Origin of the sequence: Pseudomonas sp. 1D4, from assembly GCF_001728925.1 — a bacterium.
Classification (GTDB): Bacteria; Pseudomonadota; Gammaproteobacteria; order Pseudomonadales; family Pseudomonadaceae; genus Metapseudomonas; species Metapseudomonas otitidis.
Genome location: NZ_LXJQ01000069.1, coordinates 1 through 21,257, shown reverse-complemented (window position 1 = coordinate 21,257; position 21,257 = coordinate 1). Strand labels below are relative to the sequence as shown.

Sequence of the window (21,257 nt, the reverse complement as noted above, 5' to 3'; positions counted from 1 at the left end):
AACCTCCATGACTGAACAGCTGGATTCGCCGAACGAGAACGGCGAAGTACGCCACCGCACCATCAAGAGCTTCGTGATGCGCGCCGGCCGCATGACCGACGGCCAGCAGCGCGGGCTCGATCAGGGCCTGCCGCGCTTCGGCCTGGAACTGGCCGACGGCCTGCAGGACTTCGATGCGGTGTTCGGGCGCCGCGCGCCGCGCACCTTCGAGATCGGCTTCGGCATGGGGCACTCGACCCTGGAAATGGCAGCCGCCTCGCGGGACGAGGACTTCATCGGCGTCGAGGTGCACCGCCCCGGCGTCGGCGCGCTGCTCAACGGCATGCTGACCCAGAACCTCGACAACATCCGCGTCTACACCTGCGATGCCCTCGAAGTTCTGCGGGACTGCGTCGCCGACGCCAGCCTCGACCGCGTCCTGCTGTTCTTCCCGGACCCGTGGCACAAGGCCCGCCATCACAAGCGCCGTATCGTCCAGCCCAGCTTCGCCGAACTGGTGCGCAGCAAGCTCAAGGTCGGCGGCGTGCTGCACATGGCCACCGACTGGGAACACTACGCCGAGCACATGCTCGAGGTGATGAACGCCGCCCCGGGCTACCGCAACCTCGCCGAGGACGGCCGCTACGTGCCGCGCCCCGAAGAGCGCCCGGTGACCAAGTTCGAACGTCGTGGCGAGCGCCTCGGCCACGGTGTCTGGGACCTGAAGTTCCAGCGCATCGACTGATACACCGCAGTACCCGCCCCGTGCCCTGGCAGCACGGGGCATCCAGGAACGACTCCATACACAGACCGGGACCACCCGGCCGCCAGGACGGCACCCCTCACCTGATCCGACACTGAACAGGCCCCGCCCCGCCGGCGGTGGCACAAGAACAAGAGCGACGCCATTCGTGAGCGCCGCGAGGAGAAGGTTGTGTTGAGAAAGTTAGCGATTCTGCTGCTGGCGTGCTGCGCCCTGCAGGCCCAGGCCAAGGTCGATGCCGACCAGGCCGCGCGTTTGGGAGGGGACCTGACGCCGCTGGGCGGCCAGCGCGCCGGTAACGCCGAGGGCTCCATTCCTGCCTGGGACGGCGGCCTGTCCACCCCGCCCGCCAGCTATCAGCCGGGCATGCACCACCCCGATCCCTACGCTGGCGAGTCGCCCAGCTACGTGATCACGGCCCGCAATGCCAGCCAGTACGCCGCGCAACTGCCGGCCGGCCTGAAGGCGCTGGTGGAAACCTACCCCGACTATTCCATCCGGGTCTTCCCGACCCACCGCAGCGCAGCCGCGCCCCAGCGCATCTACGACGCGACCCGCTTCAACGCCCTCAATGGCGAGCTGATCGCCGGCGGCAACGGCGTGCGGGGCGTGGCGGCGGGTATCCCGTTCCCGATTCCGGCCAGCGGGCAGGAGGTGATCTGGAACCACATCCTGCGCTACCGCGGTGACCAGATTCATTTCGTCACCAACCAGGCGGCGGTGCTGGCCAACGGCAGCTACAACCTGCTGAAGCTGGATCGCAACATCTACTTCGTCTATGGCCGCGACGGCGTGACTCCGAAAGACCTGGAAAACACCATCTTCTATTACAAGTACGCAGTGATAGCCCCGGCCAAGCTCGCGGGCTCGGCGCTGGTGGTGCAGGAAACCCTCGATCAGGTGCTGTCCATCCGCAAGGCCTGGCGCTTCAACCGGGGCGAGCGTCGCGTCCGCCGCCTGCCGATGCTGGCCTACGACACCCTGCAGCCGGACACCAACGGCATGGCCACCGCCGACGTGGTGGACTCCTACAACGGTGCTCCGGAACGCTACGACTGGACGCTGGTGGGCAAGCAGGAAATGCTCGTGCCGTACAACAGCTACGCCGTGCATCAGAAGGGCATCCCCTACGATCGGATTCTCAAGACCAAGTTCGTCAACCCGGACCTGCTGCGCTACGAGCTGCACCGCGTCTGGATCGTCGAAGCCTCGCTGCGCAAGGGGTTCACCCACCCCTATGCCAAGCGCCGCTTCTACATCGACGAGGACAGTTGGCAGATCCTCGCGGTGGACCTGTACGGCAAGGACGGAAAACTGACCGGCCTGCAGGAAAGCCACCCGATCAGCTACTACGATGTCCCCATGTTCGGCAGCACCCTGGAGACCATCTACGACTTCGCCGGCTCGCGCTATTTCGCCGATGGCCTGGACAACAACGAACCGATGTATGACTTCAAGGCATCCCTCGGCCCGCGTGACTTCACGCCCCAGGCCCTGCGCCGCGAAGGCAACTGATATTCCGGCCTGCCTGGCCACGCTCCAACCGCCCTTCGGGGCGGTTTTTTATTGCCGCTGATTCCTGTGGCGAAAGGCTGCCGACTTCGTTCGGTGCTGTGAGAAGGGATGCACCCTGCCTGACAGGCAGGGTATGGACTCAGCTCCGATCAGCCAGGACGCCGATCAGAAAGAACACCAGGAGCAGGACGGGGGCCAGGGTGTAGTTGTTGAAGTAGCCCAGGCCCTTGGCCAGCCAGGGCGTGAGGAAGATCATCGCCAGCCCGTAGCCCAGCGCGCAGAGCGTGACGAACAGCAGGGTGCGGAAGAGGAAGTTGAGTCCGCCGATGCGCTGCTGGATCCAGGCGTTGATGCCCGGGCCAAGCAGCACCAGCAGGGTGGCCATGATGGCCAGGGAGATGTCGTAGAGGTGGCCACGGCTCCAGCGTGAGAGGGTGGCTATCAGGTCCAGGATCAGGTCCATCGATCGTCCTTAGCCCCTCAGGGCAGGAAGCGTTGCAGCAGGTCGTTGAGAAAGAGCTGGCCCTTGGGCGTAGCCGCCAGGCGCGCGGGGTCGGCCTGGAGCAGGCCCTGGGCCTCGGCTTCGCGGCGTGAGGCTGCCAGGTCGGCCAGGGGCAGCCCGGTGCGCTGGGGGTAGAGCCCGGCGGGGACGCCGTCGGTGAGGCGCAGGGCGTTCATCAGGAACTCGAAGGGCAGCTCGCCGGCGTCCAGCTCCCGTGCGCCGGCCTGGAAGGTCTTGGCCGGGTCGAGGTAGTCCTTGGGCAGGCGGGTCTTCCAGGTGCGCTGGATGCGGCCCTCGGGGCTGCTCAACTTGGCGTGGGCGCCAGCGCCGATGCCGAGGAAGTCGCCGAAGGTCCAGTAGTTGAAGTTGTGCCGGGCCTGGTGCCCCGTGCGGGCGTAGGCGGACACTTCGTACTGGGCGTAGCCGGCCTCGGCCAGGAGGGCCTGGCCGGCTTCCTGGATGTCCCACAGCAGGTCGTCTTCCGGCAACTGGGGCGGCTGGGACCAGAACACCGTGTTCGGCTCCATGGTCAGTTGGTACCAGGAGAGGTGGGTCGGCCCCTGGGCGATGGCGGTGCGCAGGTCGTACAGGGCGTCGTCCAGGCTCTGCTCCGGCAGGCCGTGCATCAGGTCCAGGTTGAAGTTGTCGAAGCCGGCGTTGCGCGCCATGTCGGCGGCACGGATCGCCTCGCTGCCGTCGTGGATGCGTCCCAGGGCCTTGAGCTTGTCGCCCTGGAAGCTCTGCACGCCGATGGACAGGCGGTTGATGCCGAGCTGGCGGTAGGCGGAGAACTTGGCCTGCTCGAAGGTGCCCGGGTTGGCTTCCAGGGTGATCTCGATGTCAGGGGCGAAGGACACCCGGCACTCGATGCCCTCCAGCAGCCGGCCCAGGGCTGCGGCGCTGAACAGGCTGGGGGTGCCGCCGCCGAAGAAGATCGAGGTCAGCGGGCGGCCGTGGACGTGGACGAGGTCCTGTTCCAGGTCCGCCAGCACGGCGTCGACGTACTCCGTCTCGGGCAACTCCGGGCCGGCGGCGTGGGAGTTGAAGTCGCAGTACGGGCATTTGCGCACGCACCAGGGGATGTGCACGTAGGCCGCCAGGGGCGGCAGCTGGAAGCCCTGGGGCAGGTGCTCCGGTGCGTCGGATGTGGCGTGCGACGCGGGGCTTCCGGCGTCTGGCTTCATATCCCCAACCGCTGCTTGAGCAGGGCCATGGCGCGGGCGCGGTGGCTCAGGCGGTTCTTGTCCGCGGGGGCCAGTTCGGCGGCGGAGGCGTTGCATTCGGCGACCCAGAACAGCGGGTCGTAGCCGAAGCCGTGCTCGCCGCGCGCCTCGAAGAGGATGCTGCCGCGCCAGAGGCCCTCGCAGAGGATCGGCAGCGGGTCGTCGGCGTGGCGCATCAGCGCCAGGGAGCAGATGAACTGCGCACCACGGCCGGCTTCCGGTACGTCCTTCAGGGCGTCCAGCAGCTTGGCGTTGTTGGCGGCATCGCCTTGGCCACCGGCGTAGCGCGCGGAGTAGATGCCGGGGGCGCCGCCGAGGAAGTCCACCGCCAGGCCGGAGTCGTCCGCCAGGGCCGGCAGGCCCGAGACGCGCGCGGCATTGCGGGCCTTGAGGATGGCGTTCTCGACGAAGGTCAGGCCGGTCTCTTCGGGCTCGATGTCGCTGAACTCGCTGATGGAGCGCACGCGCACGCTGTCACCCAGCATGGCCTGGAGTTCCTTGAGCTTGCCGGCGTTGTGACTGGCCAGCACCAGTTCCTTGAAGGGCATCATTCGTCTGGGAAGAATTCCTGGTCGAAGGTGAAGGTGTGCGGGGCGCCATCGCCCTGCTGCACCGTGAGGGTGAACTTGAGCATCTCGCGCTGGGTGAAGGGGAACTGCGCCAGGTAGTAGATGGCGCCCCCTTCGCTGACCTGGCGGAAGGTCAGGGGTGTGGCCTTGCCGAGCAGGTCCTTGACCTGGCCGCTGACCTGGGCGGTGCTGGGCTTGCCGGTCTTGAGCACGGCGATGTTCACCACGCCCTGGGTCTTGCTGCGCACCAGGCCGGCTGCGGCGGCGATGTCCGGCTGCAGGAAGCCGGAGTTGAAGGCGCTGTAGTGCACGTCGAGCTCGCCGAAGGTCTGTTTGCGCTCCGCGAGGGCGGGCAGGGACAGGCAAAGGGCGAAGAGGCAGAAGATGAGGCGACGCATGGTGGAGGTCCTCCAGGTCAGATCGCAATGCGGCTTTCAGGCAGGCCGGGGCCACTGACTCGATAGATGCCGATCTCGCCCAGCAGGTTGGGCCACAGGCGGCTCGGCAGATTGTGCCTGTGCAGACGGTCGACGGCCAGGCGATCCAGCACCCGAACCTTGAGCTCCTGACAGAGGGCTTCGAAATCGTGGAAGGTGCAGAAGTGGATGTTCGGCGTGTTGTACCAGGTGTAGGGCAGGAAGTCGGAAACCGGCATCCGTCCGTTGCGTGCCAGGTACCAGCGGCAGCGCCAGTGGCCGAAGTTGGGGAAGGTGATGATGCACTCGCGGCCGACGCGGAGCATTTCCTCCAGCAGCTTGTCCGGGTAGTGCACGGCCTGCAGGGCCTGGGTCATCACCACCACGTCGAAGCTGTTGCTGGCGAAGTTGCCGAGGCCCTTGTCCAGGTCCTGTTCGATGACGTTGACGCCGTTCTGCAGGCAGCGGGCGATGTTGTCCGGGTCGATCTCCAGGCCGTAGCCGGTGACCTCCTTGTGGTCACGCAGCCAGGCCAGCAGGTCGCCATCGCCGCAGCCCAGGTCGAGCACGCGGCTGCCGGCGGGAATCCAGTCCTTGATGATTTCGAGGTCGGCTCGCACGGGGGGCTTCCTAGTCAGAGGGCGATGCGGTTCATGTAGCCGCTGAAGGCCTGCAGATAGCGCGGGATCGGTATGAGGAAGGCGTCGTGGCCCTGGGGCGCGTCGATTTCCAGGTAGCTGACGTTCTTCCGCGCAGCGGTCAGGGCGTCGACGATCTCCCGCGAGCGGGCTGGGGAAAAACGCCAGTCGGTGGTGAAGGACATCACCAGGAAGTTCGCCTTGGCCGCCGACAGGGTGCGCGCCAGGTCGCCGCCATGGGCGGCGGCGGGGTCGAAGTAGTCCAGCGCCTTGGTCATCAGCAGGTAGGTGTTGGCGTCGAAACGCCCGGAGAACTCCTCGCCCTGGTAGCGCAGGTAGCTTTCCACCTGGAATTCGACGCTGTGGAAGTCGTAGTTGAGCTTCTCGCTCTTAAGGCCACGGCCGAATTTCTCGCCCATGGCGTCGTCGGAGAGGTAAGTGATGTGGCCGACCATGCGCGCCAGCATCAGGCCGCGCTTGGGGATCACGCCCTGTTCCTGGAAGTGCCCGCCGTGGAACTCCGGGTCGGTGAGGATGGCCTGGCGGGCCACCTCGTTGAAGGCGATGTTCTGGGCCGACAGCTTGGGTGCCGAGGCGATGGCCAGGCAGTGGCGGACGCGGTCCGGGTAGCTGATGGTCCATTGCAGCGCCTGCATGCCACCGAGACTGCCGCCCACCACTGCGGCCCATTGGGTGATGTCCAGGGCATCGGCGAGGCGGGCCTGGCTGTGCACCCAGTCTTCCACCGTCATCACCGGGAAGTCGGCGCCATAGGGCTTGCCGGTGGCCGGGTTGAGGCTGGAGGGGCCGGTGGAGCCGTTGCAGCCGCCGAGGTTGTTGAGGCTGACGACGAAGAAGCGACGGGTGTCGATGGCCTTGCCGGGGCCGATGCAGCTGTCCCACCAGCCGGGCTTGCGGTCTTCCATGCTGTGGTAGCCGGCGGCATGGTGGTGGCCGGACAGCGCATGGCAGATGAGGACCGCGTTGCTGCGGCTGGCGTTGAGTTCGCCGTAGGTCTCGTAGACCAGCTCGTAGTCGGCCAGGGTGCGGCCGCAGGCCAAGGGCAGCGGCTCGCTGAAGCGCTGCACCTGGGGCGTCACCAGGCCGACGGAGTCTTCGGGAATGACGGTGGGCATCGCTACCGCTGCTCTTTTTTCAGGAAGGGCGCCAGTCTAAAGAGCACTGCAGCACCCGGCAAGCGCGCGGCTGCGCGTGCTGGGAGGGGGTTGGATCACTGCTGGCGGGCCACTCGCGGCAGGGTGACCACCTTGCCCTGGCGCTGGATCGGCGCCGGGCGACGCAGGGCGCGGAGCATGTCGTTGGCCTGGCTGAGCTGGCGTTCCAGCTCGTCCACGTAGCGGGTGAGCTGGAGCACGCGCTGGCGGGCCTGCTGGGTGTTCTGGGCAAGAGCCTTGAGACGCAGCATGTGGGTTTCCAGCAGCTGCTTGTGCTCCAGGGTGTTCTGCATCAGCGGCATCAGCGCTTCGGCGGCCCATTGGGCGACTTCCTGGCGCAGGCGCTGGTGCAGGCCGATCACTTCCTGCACCAGGGTGGAGAAGAAGCGTCGGGTCAGCAGGCGCTGCTCGGTGAGCAGGGTCTTCAGGTGCAGGCGGAACTGATCGCCCTTCTGCCGCAGTTGCCCCAGTTCGCGGTAATAGCGGGTGAGGTCGAACTGCGGTGCGTCGATGCCCTGCAGTGGGCTTTCCTCGTTATGCCGGCGGTACAGCGCGGCGACCATGCGGTTGGCGGCGTCGGCCTCGTGGTCGAGGGCGTGCAGGTCGGTCTCCACCGCGCGGAAGAAGTGCAGGATGGCCTGGTTGATGCCGACGGTGGTCCAACTGCCGGTCAGGTCGCGGCGCACGCGCGCCAGGTGTTCCTCCAGGCGCTCGGGGCGCACGGCGGCGCGCAGCAGCTCGCCCTGGCGCTTGACCAGGCGCTGGTTGGTCTTCAGGCCCAGCAGCCGCCGATGGTGCCTGGCGTGGTCCTCCTTGGTGCGGGCGGTCAGCTCGAACAGCAGCTGACCGTTGTCGTTCTGGTGGTTGCTGAGCAGTGCCTGCTGCTCGCGGACCTTCTCCAGGCGCAGGTTGAGCACGTGCTGGCTGTTCTGCAGCAGTGCCAGGACCTGGTTGACCACGCGGGTCTCCAGCAGGCGTTCCTTCTGGGCGACGATGCGCTCGCAGAGCAGGCGCTCGAGGTTGGCCATCTGGCTGCGGGCGAGCAGTTCGTCGTCCTTGCGCACCTTGGCCAGCAGGGCCTGCTTGGCGGATAGCGGCAGCACGTCCTCGCGGCGGATGCCGAGTTGGCGGGCGGTGGCGTCCTGGATCTGGCGGATGGCGTTCTGCACGAAGGTCTCGCCGGCCAGGTCGTCCCAGAGCACGTCGATCTTGTTGAGCACGGCGAACAGGCTGGTCTGGGTGTCGTCGTCCAGCTGGCGGATGTGCTGCAGCCAGATGTCCATGTCGCTGGCGGTCACACCGGTGTCGGCGGACAGCAGGAAGATCACCGCCTGGGCGGCGGGCAGCATGGACAGGGTGAGTTCGGGTTCGGCGCCCAGGGCGTTCAGGCCGGGGGTGTCGAGTATGCGCAGGCCCTGGCGCAGCAGCGGGTGGTCGAAGTTGACCATGGCGTGTCGCCAGGCGGGCACCAGCACCATGCCGGGACGGCCGGCGGGCTCCAGGGTGTCGGGGTGGAAGCCGAGCTGGATAGCCTGCTCCACCGGCATCGGCTTGGTCTTGGCCACCTGGGTGAAGGCCTGGACCATGTTGTCCGGGTCGCTGGTGTCCAGGGGGATGTTCACCCAGTGGCGGGGGATGCGCTTGAACTGGGCGACGCTGGCCGAGGCGGTGCGGGTCTCGATGGGCAGCAGGCGGATGTAGGGGCGTTCCGAGCGCGGGTCGTGGAACAGCTCGGTGGGGCACATGGTGGTGCGCCCGGCCTGGGACGGCAGCATGCGCTGGCCGTACTCGGAGAAGAACAGGCTGTTGATCAGCTCGGTCTTGCCGCGGGAGAACTCGCCGACGAAGGCCAGGGTGATGTGGTCGGTGCGCAGCAGGCGCAGGGCGCGCTCGAGCTTGTCCTGCACGGCGGCGGTGCTCAGGCGGCTGTGTTCCAGCCAGCTACGGTAGCGGGTGATTTCCCGCATCAGCTCGCGCTTCCAGGCGACGTAGGCGTCCACCTGCTGACTCAGTCGTTCCATGCTCATCCTGGCTCTCCTTCCGCTTACGCGTCCTGCGTTCAGAAACTAAGGGGGGAACTCGACAACGATGGTGCGGCCGTCTCGACAGCGGGCCGATGCCTGGGCGGGCGTGCGGCAATTATCCGCCGTCTTGGCTGGCCGTCAATCGGGCGGCTTCACAGTCCCGCCTTAAGGTCTGTCAGGGTTGCCGAGCGGTCAGTCCGGGCAGCGCCGGCAGCGTGCGCGGGGTGCGGATGCGCACGCGCTTCTGGCGGTTCAGTTCACCGCCCTCCAGGCTCACCTGGCTCTTCGCGACGCCGAAGGCGTCGGCGAGGAAGGCCATCAGGTGGGCGTTTGCGCGCCCTTCGATGGGCGGTGCGGTGAGGCGGATCTTCAGGCGGTCGCCGTGCAGCCCGGCGAACTCGTCGCGGCTCGCCTTGGGCTGCAGGTGGCAGGCGAGGATCAGGTCCTCGCCATCCCAGCGGAACCAGCTCATCAGAGGAAGGGGCTGAGCTGCGGCGGCATCTGGGTCATGGCGGCCAGGCCACCGATGACGAAGCGATCCAGCAGGTTCAGTGCAATGAAGGCGAAGATCGGCGAAATATCCAGCCCGCCCAGATTCGGCAGCAGCTTGCGGAAGGGCGCCAGCAGCGGCTCGCAGATCTGGTTCACCAACTGGGCGCCAGGGTTGTAGCTGCCCGGGGAGACCCAGGAGAGGATCACGCTGATGATCATGGCGAAGAAGAACACCTTGAGGAACAGCGAGGTGATGCTGATCACCGACCACACCAGCAGTTGCGGCAGCGCGCCCAGGGGGTTGGCGCCCATCAGCAGCAGCACCACGATCATCAGCAGCCATTGCAGCAGCACGGCCAGCACCAGGGAGGCCAGGTCGAGCCCGCCGAGGCCGGGGATGATCTTGCGCAGCGGGTTCAGCAGGGGCTTGGTGGCCCGCACCACGAACTGGCTGAGGGGGTTGTAGAAGTCGGCCCGTACCAACTGCAGGATGAAGCGCAGCAGTACGACCAGCAGGTAGAGGCTGCCAAGGGTCTGGATCACATAGATCGCGGCGGAGGCGAGTCCGGTCATTGGGCGTTCCTTGTGGGGGTGGGCGCACGGCCAGCGGGGGTGCCGGTCATGCGGGCTACTTTATCGGGATTCCCGGTGCGCATGGAGGGTGTCACTGTCCGGCCATCAGGTCCGGTCCGTTGCAGTGCATGTCCTCATGGTCGCCGAGGGTCATCAGGGTGAAACCGTCGGGTCGCTGGAGGATGGTGGCGTAGGCATAGGCCAGGTCGTGCAGGTCCTTCTTGCTGTCGTACAGCTGGATCTCCACCTGGAAGCGGTCGGCGTCCTTGCAGGGGCGCACCGGGCCGTAGAACAGGGTGATGCCGGCGGCAGCGCGCTGCGTTCTGAGCTGTTCGCGGGCGGTCAGGTTCTGCTGGCGTTGCTCCGGGTCGCTCCAGTCGCTGGCCAGTGCATCGTCCACCGTCAGCCATTCGTCGACGAAGCCCCTGCCATTGCTGGCAGCCGGCTGGATGCGCTGCAGGGCGTCGCCATCCAGGCGGTAACGGTAGACGCCGGCGCGGGTCATGCGGTCGGCGTCCAGGCTGCCGACTTCTGCACGCAGCTCGAAGCCGTCGTGCCGGGCCTTCAGGCGTGGTTCGGTTTCGTCACGCACGTAGCCTTGCTGCAGGTGGTGCAGGGTGCGCTGGGCGGTCTCGCCATTGCGCGGCTGCACCACATCCACGGCCAACCGGCTCCAGCGCGAGGTGCACCAGGGGGTGCCGTGGGCGATGACGAACTGCCCGCCCGGCAGGCGCACGTACTGATAGAAGTCGCCGTAGGCGTCGGAGAGCTCCTTCAGTGGCGGACTGCGCCATTCCAGGGCGCGTACCCAGCGGTCGCCTTCCCGGGCATAGCCGAGCAGCAGGATGTCGCCGCCGCAGGGGATGGAAGTGGCGGCCTGGATGACCACCATTGGCGGCAGCCCCGGCTCGTCATGGCGGATCGCCGCGTAGGGGCTCACCGTGGTTTCCTCGTCTTCCGGTGTTGGCTGGGGCGGCATCAGCTCGCGGGCCATTTCCTGCTGCAGGGCGTCGGCATCGAGGTCGGCACCGCTGCACGCCAGGCGCGCATCCAGGGCGCGGGTGATGGCGTCCTTGTGGGCCTCCACGGCGGTGGCGATGGCCGGGGAGACGTCGGTGGGCAGCTCTTCGTCCTGCCCGTCCAGGCCGGCCTGCACCTGCTCGTAGGCGGTGCGTGCAGCCTGGGCCAGGTCGGGTCGCAGGGCGCAGGTGTCCGCCAGCGCTGGCAGGCCCAGCGAGAGCAGCAGGGGTGCCAGCGTCCAGGCGACTGAGCGCGGCATGTTCATTGCCCGAGCTGGTCGGCCAGTTCGGCGGAGCGGCGGTCGGCGGCGCTCAGGGCCTGCTCCACCAGGGACTCGAAGCCGTTGCCCTGGAAGGAGTTGATGGCCGCCTCGGTGGTGCCATTGGGGGAGGTGACGCGGCGGCGCAGTTCGGCCGGGCCGACATCGCTGCCCACGGCCATGCGCGCGGCGCCCAGGGCGGTCTGCAGGGTCAGCCGGGCGGCCACTTCGGGGCTCAGGCCCAGCTTCTCGCCGGCGGCGGTCATGGCTTCCATCAGCAGGAAGAAGTAGGCCGGGCCACTGCCGGAGACGGCGGTGACGGCGTCGATCTGCTTCTCCTCGTCGAGCCACAGGGCGATGCCCACGGCTTGCAGCAGTTGCTCGGCCTGGCGGCGCTGCTCGTCGCTGACGGCGGCGGTGGCGTACAGGCCGCTGGCGCCTTCGCCCAGCAGGGCTGGGGTGTTGGGCATGCAGCGCACGATGCTGTCGACGCCCAGCCAGCGGGCCAGGCTGGCGCAGGGGATGCCGGCGGCGATGGACACGACCAGTTGGCCAGCGGACAGGCTCGGGGCCAGCGCTTCGCACACGGCCTTCATGACCTGGGGCTTGGTGGCCAGGACCACCACATCGGCGCCGCGCACGGCGTCGGCGTTGTTCTCGACCACTTCGATGCCGTGCTCGGCGGCGATGCGGGTGCGCTGTTCGGCACCGGGGTCGCTGGCACGGATGTGGTCGGCCGGAACGCCCTGGGCGCGCAGGCCGCCGATCAGGCTGGCGGCCATGTTGCCGGCGCCGATGAATGCAATGCGGGGAGTGCTCATGTTGTGTTCCTTCCTTATTAGGGGGCCGGCTGCCCGTAGTCGCGGGCGCCGAACAGGGCGGTGCCGATGCGCACCCAGGTGGCGCCTTCGGCGATCGCCGCTTCGAGGTCGTGGCTCATGCCCATGGACAGGGTGTCGAGGGCGAGGTCCAGGTCGGTCATCAACTGGCGCAGGCGGGCGAAGGCGGCGTGCTGGGCCGCGACGTCGTCAGTGGGCTCGGGAATCGCCATCAGTCCGCGCAGGCGCAGGTTCGGCAGGCCGGAAACGGCCTTGGCCAGGGCTGGGAGGTCCTCCGGTGCGCAGCCCGACTTGCTGGCTTCGCCGCTGACGTTGACCTGCAGGCAGATGTTCAGCGGCGGCAGGTGGGCGGGGCGCTGGGCGGAGAGGCGCTCGGCGATCTTCAGCCGGTCCACCGAGTGCACCCAGTGGAAGTGCTCGGCGATGGGCTTGGTCTTGTTCGACTGGATCGGGCCGATGAAATGCCAGGTCAGCGGCAGGTCGGTGAGTTCGGCCTGCTTGGCCAGCGCTTCCTGGAGGTAGTTCTCGCCAAAATCGGCCACGCCCTCGGCGTGGGCCTCGCGAATGGCGTCGGCGGGTTTGGTCTTGCTCACGGCCAGCAGGCCGATGGTGGATGAATCCCTTCCAGAGGCTTGCGCCGCCTCACGGATACGCGCGCGAACCTTTGCAATATTCTTTGCTATCGTGGACATTACCTGCGCTCTACAGCCCGGCCTGAGTGGGTCTGCGGCATTCTAACCGCTTGGAATTGGGGAGTCCCATGGATATTACTGAGCTGCTCGCGTTCAGCGCCAAGCAGGGCGCTTCGGACCTGCATCTCTCGGCCGGGCTGCCGCCCATGATCCGCGTCGACGGCGATGTTCGCCGCATCAACCTGCCCCCTCTGGATCACAAGCAGGTGCACGCGCTGATCTACGACATCATGAACGACAAGCAGCGCAAGGATTACGAGGAGTTCCTCGAAACCGACTTCTCGTTCGAGGTGCCCGGCGTGGCCCGCTTCCGGGTCAACGCCTTCAACCAGAACCGCGGCGCCGGCGCCGTGTTCCGTACCATTCCCTCCAAGGTGCTGTCCATGGAGGACCTGGGCATGGGCGAGATCTTCAAGAAGATCTCCGACGTGCCGCGCGGCCTGGTGCTGGTCACCGGCCCCACCGGTTCGGGCAAGTCCACCACCCTGGCGGCGATGCTCGACTACCTCAACGGCACCAAGTACCACCACATCCTGACCGTGGAAGACCCGATCGAATTCGTCCACGAGTCGAAGAAGTGCCTGATCAACCAGCGTGAGGTGCACCGCGACACCCTTGGCTTCAACGAAGCGCTGCGCTCGGCCCTGCGGGAAGACCCGGACATCATCCTGGTGGGCGAGATGCGCGACCTGGAGACCATCCGCCTGGCGCTGACCGCCGCGGAAACCGGCCACCTGGTGTTCGGCACCCTGCACACCACCTCCGCCGCCAAGACCATCGACCGGGTGGTCGACGTGTTCCCGGCCGAGGAGAAGGCGATGGTGCGCTCCATGCTCTCCGAGTCCCTGCAGGCGGTCATTTCCCAGACCCTGCTGAAAAAGATCGGCGGCGGCCGGGTGGCGGCCCACGAGATCATGATCGGTACCCCCGCCATCCGTAACCTGATCCGCGAGGACAAGGTGGCGCAGATGTATTCCGCCATCCAGACCGGCGGCTCCCTGGGCATGCAAACCCTGGACAGCTGCCTGAAGGGTCTGGTGGCCAAGGGCCTGGTCAGCCGCGAAAGCGCGCGCGAAAAGGCCAAGACGCCGGAAAACTTCTAGACCCGACAGGGCGCCCCGGCAGGCGCCCTGTCTGCTTGAACGGGGCGGCTGCCCGAACTGGCCTGTACGTGAGCGAACAGGTCGGCCATCCACATTGCGAGAAAGACCATGGAATTCGAGAAACTGTTGCGCCTGATGGTCGAGAAGGGCGGTTCTGACCTGTTCATCACGGCCGGTGTGCCGCCGTCGATGAAGGTCAACGGCAAGGTCATGCCGGTCACCAAGAACCCCATGTCGCCGGAGCAGACCCGGGAAACCGTGCTGGGGGTGATGAACGAGCAGCAGCGCCGCGACTTCGCCGAGAACCACGAGTGCAACTTCGCCATCAGTGCTCGCGGCATCGGCCGCTTCCGTGTCAGCGCCTTCTACCAGCGCAACCTGGTGGGCATGGTGCTGCGCCGCATCGAGACCAACATCCCCACCCTGGAGCAACTCAAGCTGCCCGAGGTGCTGAAGAAGCTGGCCATGACCAAGCGCGGCCTGGTGCTCTTCGTCGGCGCCACCGGCACCGGCAAGTCCACGTCCCTGGCGGCGATGATCGGCTACCGCAACAAGAACAGCTCCGGCCACATCATCTCCATCGAAGACCCCATCGAGTACATCCACCAGCACCAGGGCTGCATCGTCACCCAGCGTGAAGTGGGGATCGACACCGAGTCCTTCGAAGTGGCCCTGAAGAACACCCTGCGCCAGGCGCCGGACGTGATCCTCATCGGTGAGGTGCGGACCCGCGAGACCATGGACCACGCCGTGGCCTTCGCCGAGACCGGCCACCTGTGCCTGGCCACCCTGCACGCCAACAACGCCAACCAGGCGCTGGATCGGATCATCAACTTCTTCCCCGCCGACCGGCAGCAGCAGGTGTGGATGGACCTGTCCCTCAACCTCAAGGCCATCGTCGCCCAGCAACTGGTGCCGACCCCGGATGGCAAGGGGCGCCGTGCGGTGATCGAGGTGCTGATCAACACCCCGCTGGTGGCCGACCTGATCCGCAAGGGCGAGGTCCACGAGCTCAAGCCGCTGATGAAACGCTCCACCGAGCAGGGCATGCAGACCTTCGACCAGGCGCTGTACAACCTCTACTCCCAGGGCGAGATCACCTACGAAGACGCCCTGCTCTATGCCGACTCGGCGAACGACCTGCGCCTGATGATCAAGCTCGGTTCCGAGACCGACGGCGAACACCTGACCAGCATCAGTGGCGGGCTGTCCCTGGAAGTCTCGGAAGACGATCCGGGCCGTCGCTTCCGCTGAGTGGCGCCAGCCACTGCGCCGCCCGGCGCGCCAAGGCCTCCAGTGTGTCGTTCCCCGCAGGCCAGGGAACCGCGATCCAGGCGCCGAAAGGCGCCTGGTTCGTTTCCAGCACCTCGCCACCGTGTTCAGCCAGGTGCGGCGGAATGAAACCGCGCAAGGCCGCGCGAGCGCCTTCGCCCAGGGCGATCACCAGTCGTGGCCGGAGCTGCTGCAGCTCAGCCTCCAGCCAGGGGGCACAGGCCGTCAGCTCGGCTTCCGTCACCGGCAGCGCCTCGCGCTCGCTGCGCAGCCCCTGGCTGTGCCAGGCGAAGTGCTTCACGGCGTGGGTGAAGTACAGGCGTTCGCGGGCCAGCCCGGCGCTGGCCAGGGCTTCGCGCAGGCGGATGCCGGTGGGGTCGCTGAAGGGCTGCCCGCTCAGGTCATCCTGATCGGAAGGTTGGCTGCCGAGCACCATCACGTCGGCGGTTTCCGGACCTTGCCCGGCCACGGCGCAGGTCGCGGCGTGCCAGCGCGGGCAGGCCTGGCAACGCTCCAGGGCCGAGGTGGCCTCGCGCACCGGCTGGGCTTTCAGCGGGCTGATCAGCACCGTCTTGCCGTCCTGGGCGCCGACCGCCGGGGCCTGGGCCAGGCGCTGCTGGCCGGTGCGGGCCTCGCTGACCAGGGCGGGGATCAGCGGCCCTTCCGGCAGGTGGCGCCAGAAGCGTGCGGGCATGTGGCCGCGCATCACCTTCGGGTTGAGCCGGGCCGGGTTGAAGGTGCTGCGGTAGTAGGCCTGCCACAGCGATTGATCCGGGTCGTCGCGCTCCTCGATGGCGGCCTGCAGGCCGGGTGGCCCCGGGGGCAGGTAGGCCAGGCGCTCGCCGTTGAAGCAGGCCACGCCGCCGGGCGTGGCGATCAGCCAGCTGTGCCGCCCCATGCGCGGGACGAAGTGTTCGGCGGCGAGGTCGAGCACCTCGTGTGCCGGTTCGATCCAGGCCAGGTAGTCCGGCTCGCCGCGTTGGGCCTGGCCCGGGCGGAAGCGCAGGAAGGCGTGGAGGTGGTGGGCTTCCCGGCGCACGGCCTTGAGCCGCCGGTGCAGCTCGGCGCCGTCGCGGTCGCCCGGCAGCATGGCGCTGCGGTCACCCCGGGCAGCCCGCCAGAGCACCCGGTAGAGCAGGCCCCAGCGGTCCTGCTGGCGGAAGCGTGCGGCCTGGGCCAGCAACTCCGGCAGTTCGCGAGGGATGCGCACCGTGGCGCCTGGGGCTTCCGCCGGAGCGGGGTCGAGGCCGTCGAAGAGGCCGGCATCCGGTGTCCAGTCCACCTGGTGCGGGGCGACCCCGGCCTGCAGCAGGCGCCGGGCTTCGCTGCGCCAGCCTTCGAAGCTGCCGTCGAAGCGGGGCCGGTGCATCACCAGAGCGCCATCTGTGCCGGAGCGTCGCCGAGCTGGCGGCGCAGGGCGGTGGACTCGAGGTCGGCCAGCCGGGGCCTGTAGTCCTGGGTGATGATGAACGGCCGGGCCTTGTCCATGGCGCAGCGCAGGCGCACCACGTCCTGGTAGCGGATGCGCCGCTCGCGGCGCAGGTCCGCCAGGCGCCGGGCGCTGAGCACGCCGATGCCGGGCACGCGGGCGATCATCGCGGGCTCTGCGCGGTTGAGGTCGAGGGGGAACTGTTCGCGGTTGGCCAGCGCCCAGGCCAGCTTGGGGTCGATGTCCAGGGGCAGGTTGCCGGGGCTGCTGATCAGCTCCTCGACGCGGAAGCCATAGCCGCGCAGAAGGAAGTCGGCTTGGTACAGGCGGTGTTCGCGCATGAGCGGTGGCGGCTCGGCCGGCAGCCCGCCGGGGGCGCTGGGGATGGGGCTGAAGGCGGAGTAGTAGACGCGCTTGAGCCGGTAGGCGCTGTAGAGCGATTGGGCGGTACCGAGGATGGTGCGGTCGTCGGTGGCGTCGGCGCCGACGATCATCTGGGTGCTCTGCCCGGCCGGGGCGAAGGCGGGTCCACGCCGTTCCTCCTGCGCTTCTTCCACGCCCAGGCGGATGCGGCCCATGGCACGCCGGATCGGTGCCACGCGCTTCTCCGGCGCCAGGCGCACCAGCCCGGATTCGGTGGGCAGCTCGATGTTCACGCTAAGGCGGTCGGCGTACAGGCCGGCTTCGGCGATCAGCTCGGGGCTGGCGTCGGGGATGGTTTTGAGGTGGATGTAGCCGCGGAACTGGTGTTCTTCCCGCAGCAGCCGGGCCACGCGCACCAGCTGCTCCATGGTGTAGTCCGCGGAGCGGATGATCCCTGAGCTGAGGAACAGCCCGCTGATGCAGTTGCGCCGGTAGAAGTCGAGGGTCAGTCGGACCACTTCTTCCGGGGTGAAGCGGGCGCGCGGTACATCGCTGGAGCGGCGGTTGACGCAGTACTGGCAGTCGTAGATGCAGAAATTGGTGAGCAGGATCTTCAGCAGGGCCACGCAGCGGCCGTCGGGGGTGAAGCTGTGGCAGATGCCCATGCCGTTGGTGGACCCGATGCCGGCCTTGCCGGTGGAGCCGCGCTTGGGGGCGCCGCTGCTGGCGCAGGACACGTCGTACTTGGCGGCGTCGGCCAGCACGGTTAGCTTGTCGATCAGTTCCATGGTCGGATTCTGAAATTAACTGTGCGTACATACAGTATTTCGGCGACCGGAACCTGTGCAAGTCCGTCGACGACCTTCGGTCGCCGGCCCGTCATCAGGAGATCACATGCAACGCCCGGATACCCACAGCACCCTGATCGGCTACCTCCTGTGGATCTTCGGATTCCTCGGGGCGCACCGCTTCTACTACGGCCGGCCGGTGACCGGCACCCTGTGGTTCTTCACCCTGGGGCTGTTCTTCATCGGCTGGATCATCGACCTGTTCCTGATCCCGTCCATGGAGCGCGAGGCCGCCCTGCGCTTCAACGCGGGCTCCTACGACTACACGGTGGCCTGGCTGCTGCTGACCTTCCTCGGTGTGTTCGGTGTGCACCGCATGTACCAGGGCAAATGGATCACCGGCATCCTCTACCTGTTCACCGGTGGGTTCTTCCTGCTGGGCGTGCTCTATGACTTCTGGACCTTGAACACGCAGGTCTCGGTGCTCAACGCCCAGCGTTGAGCCGGAAAGCAAAAGGGGCCGTCGATGACGGCCCCTTTCGTTTGCAGCGGCTTCAGCCCTGGAAGGTCAGGTGGCCGTCCATGAAGGTGTAGCGCACGCGCCCAGGCAGCGAGTCGCCGATGAACGGGCAGTTGCGCCCGCGCGAGTGCCAGACCTCGCCGGCCTGGGTACGGCCCTTCGGGTCGAACAGCACCAGGTCTGCCGGGGCACCGACCGCCACGCGGCCAGCCGGCAAGCGCAGGGCGCGGGCCGGGCCGGCGGTGAGGCGGGCGAGCAGGGTGGGCAGGTCCAGCAGGCCGTCTTCCACCAGGCTCATGGCCAGCGGCAGCAGCAATTCGACACTGCTGATGCCGGGCTCGGTGGCGGCGAAGGGCGCCAGCTTGGCGTCGGCTTCGTGGGGCTGGTGGTGGCTGGCGATGGCGCCGATCACGCCGCTCTTCACCGCCTGGCGCAGGCCTTCGCGGTCCGCCTGGCTGCGCAGCGGCGGCTGCACGTGGTAGAGGCTGGAGAAGCCGGTGAGGGCGTCGTCGGTCAGCAGCAGCTGGTACATGGCGACATCGGCGGTGACCGGCAGGCCGCGCGCCTGGGCCTCGGCAATCATCTCGGCACCACGGGCGCTGGTGATCTGGCTGAAGTGCGCGCGCACGCCGCTCTGCTCCACCAGCAGCAGGTCACGGGCCAGGGCCACGGTCTCGGCGCTCTCGGGGATCCCGGCCAGGCCGAGGAAGCCGGCGGTGGCGCCTTCGTGGGCGAGGCCGCCTTCGGCCAGGTCGGCGTCCTGGGGTTGCAGCACCAGGGTCAGGTCGAAGGTGGCGGCGTATTCCATGGCGCGGCGCAGGGTGCGGCTGCTGCTCATGGGCGCCAGGCCGTTGCCGAAGGCGACGCAGCCGGTGTCACGCAGGGCGACCAGCTCGGCCAGCTGCTCACCGGCGAGGTTGCGGGTGAGGGCGCCGATGGGGAAGACCTTGGCGTGGCCGGCCTCGCGGGCGCGGTCGAGGATCAGTTCGGCCACGGCAGGGGTGTCCAGCACCGGGCGGGTCAGCGGCGGGCAGCACAGGCTGGTCACGCCACCGGCGGCGGCGGCGCGGGTCTCGCTGTCGACGTTGCCCTTGCGGCTGTAGCCGGGTTCGCGCAGGGCGGCGTTGAGGTCCACCAGGCCGGGGGCGGCCACCAGGCCCTGGGCGTCGATGCGGGTCTCGGCCTCGAAGCCGGCCGGCGCCTGGCCGATGGCGCTGATCTTGCCGGCCTGGAGGAACAGGTCGGTGACCTGGTCGGTGCCGCTGGCGGGGTCGATGAGGCGGGCGCCGATGATGTGGGTACGCATCAGTTCTGCACCTCGGCTTCCTGATTGATCTGGCGTTGGGTGTTCTGGCCGCTCATGGCCATGGAGAGCACGGCCATGCGGATGGCGATGCCATAGGTGACCTGGTTGAGGATCACCGAGTGGCTGCCGTCGGCGACGGCGGACTCGATCTCCACGCCGCGGTTGATCGGCCCCGGGTGCATGACGATGGCGTCGGGCTTGGCCAGCTTGAGGCGCTGGGTGGTCAGCCCGTAGAGGCGGTAGAACTCGCCTTCGCTGGGCAGCAGGCCGCCCTGCATGCGCTCGCGCTGCAGGCGCAGCATGATCACCACGTCCACGTCCTTGAGCCCTTCGGCCAGGTCGGTGTGGACGCTGACGCCGTACTGCTCGATGCCGATGGGCAGCAGGGTACGCGGCGCGATCACGCGGATGTCCGGGCAGCCCAGGGCCTTGAGGGCGAGCATGTCGGAGCGGGCGACGCGCGAATGCAGGATGTCACCGACGATGGCCACCGAGAGGTTCTCGAAGCTGCCCTTGTGGCGGCGGATGGTGAGCATGTCGAGCATGCCCTGGGTCGGGTGCGCGTGGCGCCCGTCGCCGCCGTTGATGATGGCGACGTCAGGGCAGACGTGCTCGGCGATGAAGTGGGCGGCGCCGGAGTCGGCATGGCGCACCACGAACATGTCGGCGGCCATGGCCTCCAGGTTGCGCAGGGTGTCGAACAGCGTCTCACCCTTGCTGGTGGAGGAGGTGGAGACGTTCAGGCTGATGACGTCCGCAGAGAGGCGCTGGGCCGCCAGCTCGAAGGTGGTGCGGGTGCGCGTGGAGTTCTCGAAGAACACGTTGCACACCGTCTTGCCGCGCAGCAGGGGCACCTTCTTGACGGCGCGGGCGCCGACTTCGAGGAAGGAGTCGGCGGTGTCGAGGATTTCGGTCAGCAGCTCACGGGGCAGGCCGTCGAGCGAGAGGAAGTGGCGCAGCTGGCCCTGGTCGTTGAGCTGCAGCGGGCGCTTGGCGTTCGGCATGGGGCGGGCCCTGGGGGTCGGGTTTTCAGGAGGCGGCGAGGACCTGGCGCTCGAGTGCGAGCGGCGCGGGGCCGAGCAATTTTACCCGCTCGTGGGTGGCCAGGGACAGGGTGGCGCCGACCACGTCGGGGCGGATCGGCAGCTCCCGGGCGTTGAGGTCCAGCAGGCAGACCAGGGTCACGCTGGCCGGGCGGCCGTAGTCGAACAGTTCGTTGAGGGCGGCGCGCACGGTGCGCCCGCTCATCAGTACGTCATCGATCAGCACCAGGTGCTGGCCTTCGATCTCGAAGGGCAGCTCGGACGGCTGCACCTGGGGATGCAGGCCGTTCTGGGTGAAGTCGTCGCGGTAGAAGGAGACGTCGAGCACGCCCATGGCGTCGTCGCGGCCCAGGGCTTCCATCAGGGCCTGGGCGACCCAGACGCCGCCGGTGCGGATGCCGACGAAGCGCGGTGTGTCGATGTGCCGGGCCGCCAGGTGGTCGGTCAGGGCGCGGGCCATCTGCGGCAGCAGTTCGGCCGGGTTGGGCAGTGTCATGGGCGTTCCTCGCTAGTCGTGTCCGGGGTGCTCGGCCAGCCAGCCTTCCAGCAGCAGGGCGGCGGCCAGGGCGTCCACCGGGCGCTCGCGGTAGCCGCCGCGCTGGCCCTGCGCCAGGCGGTGGCCCTTGGCTTCGAAGGTGGTCAGGCGTTCATCGTGGGTGAAGACGGGCAGATTGAAGCGGCCATTGAGGCGCCGGCCGAACTTCTCGGCGCGCTCGCTCATCTCGCTGGGGGTGCCGTCCATGTTCAGTGGCAG

At 68.0% G+C, this 21,257-nt stretch carries 23 protein-coding genes; 5 read left to right on the top strand and 18 right to left on the bottom strand.

Translation table 11 applies throughout. The features are described from left to right. Positions 1–7: 7 nt before the first annotated feature. Both trmB and A7D27_RS24735 read left to right on the top strand, forming a co-directional pair. Positions 8–724 carry a tRNA (guanosine(46)-N7)-methyltransferase TrmB gene (gene trmB, locus A7D27_RS24740; RefSeq protein WP_044403615.1) on the top strand — a complete coding sequence of 239 codons (717 nt, stop codon included), beginning with the start codon at positions 8–10 and terminating at the stop codon, positions 722–724. A 189-nt stretch (positions 725–913) separates the two neighbouring features. Further along, positions 914–2,257 (top strand): DUF1329 domain-containing protein, encoded by a 1,344-nt coding sequence (locus A7D27_RS24735; RefSeq protein ID WP_069559206.1) that lies wholly within the window; start codon positions 914–916, stop codon positions 2,255–2,257. 139 nt (positions 2,258–2,396) lie between these two features. Here A7D27_RS24735 and A7D27_RS24730 read toward each other — a convergent pair whose 3' ends face one another. From A7D27_RS24730 to A7D27_RS24675, 12 genes are all read right to left on the bottom strand, one after another. Then, positions 2,397–2,720, bottom strand: a complete 324-nt coding sequence (locus A7D27_RS24730) for a DUF3392 domain-containing protein (RefSeq protein ID WP_069559205.1) — start codon at positions 2,718–2,720, stop codon at positions 2,397–2,399. Positions 2,721–2,737: 17 nt separating this feature from the next. Beyond that, the gene (hemW, locus tag A7D27_RS24725; RefSeq protein WP_083265775.1) at positions 2,738–3,943 is read right to left on the bottom strand and encodes a radical SAM family heme chaperone HemW; all 1,206 of its coding nucleotides are present in this window, start codon (positions 3,941–3,943) and stop codon (positions 2,738–2,740) included. After that, the gene (gene rdgB / locus A7D27_RS24720) at positions 3,940–4,533 is read right to left on the bottom strand and encodes an RdgB/HAM1 family non-canonical purine NTP pyrophosphatase (protein WP_069559204.1); all 594 of its coding nucleotides are present in this window, start codon (positions 4,531–4,533) and stop codon (positions 3,940–3,942) included. The genes hemW and rdgB overlap by 4 nt, the downstream gene beginning before the upstream one ends. Next, the gene (locus A7D27_RS24715) at positions 4,530–4,949 is read right to left on the bottom strand and encodes a DUF4426 domain-containing protein (protein WP_069559203.1); all 420 of its coding nucleotides are present in this window, start codon (positions 4,947–4,949) and stop codon (positions 4,530–4,532) included. The genes rdgB and A7D27_RS24715 overlap by 4 nt, the downstream gene beginning before the upstream one ends. A gap of 17 nt (positions 4,950–4,966) precedes the next feature. After that, the gene (gene metW / locus A7D27_RS24710) at positions 4,967–5,587 is read right to left on the bottom strand and encodes a methionine biosynthesis protein MetW (protein ID WP_069559202.1); all 621 of its coding nucleotides are present in this window, start codon (positions 5,585–5,587) and stop codon (positions 4,967–4,969) included. 14 nt (positions 5,588–5,601) lie between these two features. Next, positions 5,602–6,741, bottom strand: coding sequence for a homoserine O-acetyltransferase (locus A7D27_RS24705; protein WP_069559201.1), 1,140 nt, complete (start codon positions 6,739–6,741; stop codon positions 5,602–5,604). Positions 6,742–6,836: 95 nt separating this feature from the next. Then, on the bottom strand, positions 6,837–8,807 hold the full coding sequence (locus A7D27_RS24700) for a dynamin-like GTPase family protein (RefSeq protein ID WP_069559200.1): 1,971 nt from the start codon (positions 8,805–8,807) through the stop codon (positions 6,837–6,839). 172 nt (positions 8,808–8,979) lie between these two features. Next, entirely contained in the window at positions 8,980–9,276 is a 297-nt protein-coding gene (locus tag A7D27_RS24695; protein ID WP_044403598.1) for a DUF167 domain-containing protein, read from the bottom strand. Further along, entirely contained in the window at positions 9,276–9,869 is a 594-nt protein-coding gene (locus A7D27_RS24690) for a YggT family protein (protein ID WP_069566428.1), read from the bottom strand. The genes A7D27_RS24695 and A7D27_RS24690 overlap by 1 nt, the downstream gene beginning before the upstream one ends. Positions 9,870–9,960: 91 nt before the next feature. Then, on the bottom strand, positions 9,961–11,148 hold the full coding sequence (locus tag A7D27_RS24685) for a hypothetical protein (RefSeq protein WP_069566427.1): 1,188 nt from the start codon (positions 11,146–11,148) through the stop codon (positions 9,961–9,963). Positions 11,149–11,150: 2 nt separating this feature from the next. Next, on the bottom strand, positions 11,151–11,969 hold the full coding sequence (proC, locus tag A7D27_RS24680) for a pyrroline-5-carboxylate reductase (protein ID WP_069566426.1): 819 nt from the start codon (positions 11,967–11,969) through the stop codon (positions 11,151–11,153). 17 nt (positions 11,970–11,986) lie between these two features. Further along, positions 11,987–12,679, bottom strand: a complete 693-nt coding sequence (locus A7D27_RS24675; RefSeq protein ID WP_069559195.1) for a YggS family pyridoxal phosphate-dependent enzyme — start codon at positions 12,677–12,679, stop codon at positions 11,987–11,989. 68 nt (positions 12,680–12,747) lie between these two features. Between A7D27_RS24675 and pilT the strand changes: the two genes are divergently transcribed. Beyond that, complete coding sequence (pilT, locus tag A7D27_RS24670; protein WP_069559194.1) at positions 12,748–13,782, top strand: type IV pilus twitching motility protein PilT; 1,035 nt, start codon at positions 12,748–12,750, stop codon at positions 13,780–13,782. 108 nt (positions 13,783–13,890) lie between these two features. Next, positions 13,891–15,036 carry a PilT/PilU family type 4a pilus ATPase gene (locus tag A7D27_RS24665; protein WP_044403589.1) on the top strand — a complete coding sequence of 382 codons (1,146 nt, stop codon included), beginning with the start codon at positions 13,891–13,893 and terminating at the stop codon, positions 15,034–15,036. Here the strand turns inward: A7D27_RS24665 and A7D27_RS24660 are convergent. Continuing rightward, a complete protein-coding gene (locus A7D27_RS24660) occupies positions 14,978–16,423 on the bottom strand; it encodes a TIGR03915 family putative DNA repair protein (protein WP_069566425.1) in 1,446 nt (481 codons plus the stop codon). The two genes, A7D27_RS24665 and A7D27_RS24660, sit on opposite strands and share 59 nt — an antisense overlap. Continuing rightward, entirely contained in the window at positions 16,423–17,634 is a 1,212-nt protein-coding gene (locus tag A7D27_RS24655; protein ID WP_069566424.1) for a putative DNA modification/repair radical SAM protein, read from the bottom strand. Before A7D27_RS24655 ends, A7D27_RS24660 begins: the two co-directional genes overlap by 1 nt. 106 nt (positions 17,635–17,740) lie before the next feature. Between A7D27_RS24655 and A7D27_RS24650 the strand changes: the two genes are divergently transcribed. Then, complete coding sequence (locus A7D27_RS24650) at positions 17,741–18,136, top strand: TM2 domain-containing protein (protein ID WP_069566423.1); 396 nt, start codon at positions 17,741–17,743, stop codon at positions 18,134–18,136. 52 nt (positions 18,137–18,188) lie between these two features. On the opposite strand, the gene A7D27_RS24645 is transcribed toward A7D27_RS24650, so the two are convergent. From A7D27_RS24645 to ruvX, 4 genes are all read right to left on the bottom strand, one after another. Continuing rightward, on the bottom strand, positions 18,189–19,460 hold the full coding sequence (locus A7D27_RS24645) for a dihydroorotase (RefSeq protein ID WP_069566422.1): 1,272 nt from the start codon (positions 19,458–19,460) through the stop codon (positions 18,189–18,191). Then, positions 19,460–20,464, bottom strand: a complete 1,005-nt coding sequence (locus A7D27_RS24640) for an aspartate carbamoyltransferase catalytic subunit (protein WP_044403578.1) — start codon at positions 20,462–20,464, stop codon at positions 19,460–19,462. Before A7D27_RS24640 ends, A7D27_RS24645 begins: the two co-directional genes overlap by 1 nt. A 25-nt stretch (positions 20,465–20,489) precedes the next feature. Further along, the gene (gene pyrR, locus A7D27_RS24635) at positions 20,490–20,999 is read right to left on the bottom strand and encodes a bifunctional pyr operon transcriptional regulator/uracil phosphoribosyltransferase PyrR (protein ID WP_069559188.1); all 510 of its coding nucleotides are present in this window, start codon (positions 20,997–20,999) and stop codon (positions 20,490–20,492) included. A 12-nt stretch (positions 21,000–21,011) separates the two neighbouring features. Beyond that, the coding region (gene ruvX, locus A7D27_RS24630; protein ID WP_083265774.1) for a Holliday junction resolvase RuvX at positions 21,012–21,257 on the bottom strand (246 nt) is incomplete at its 5' end.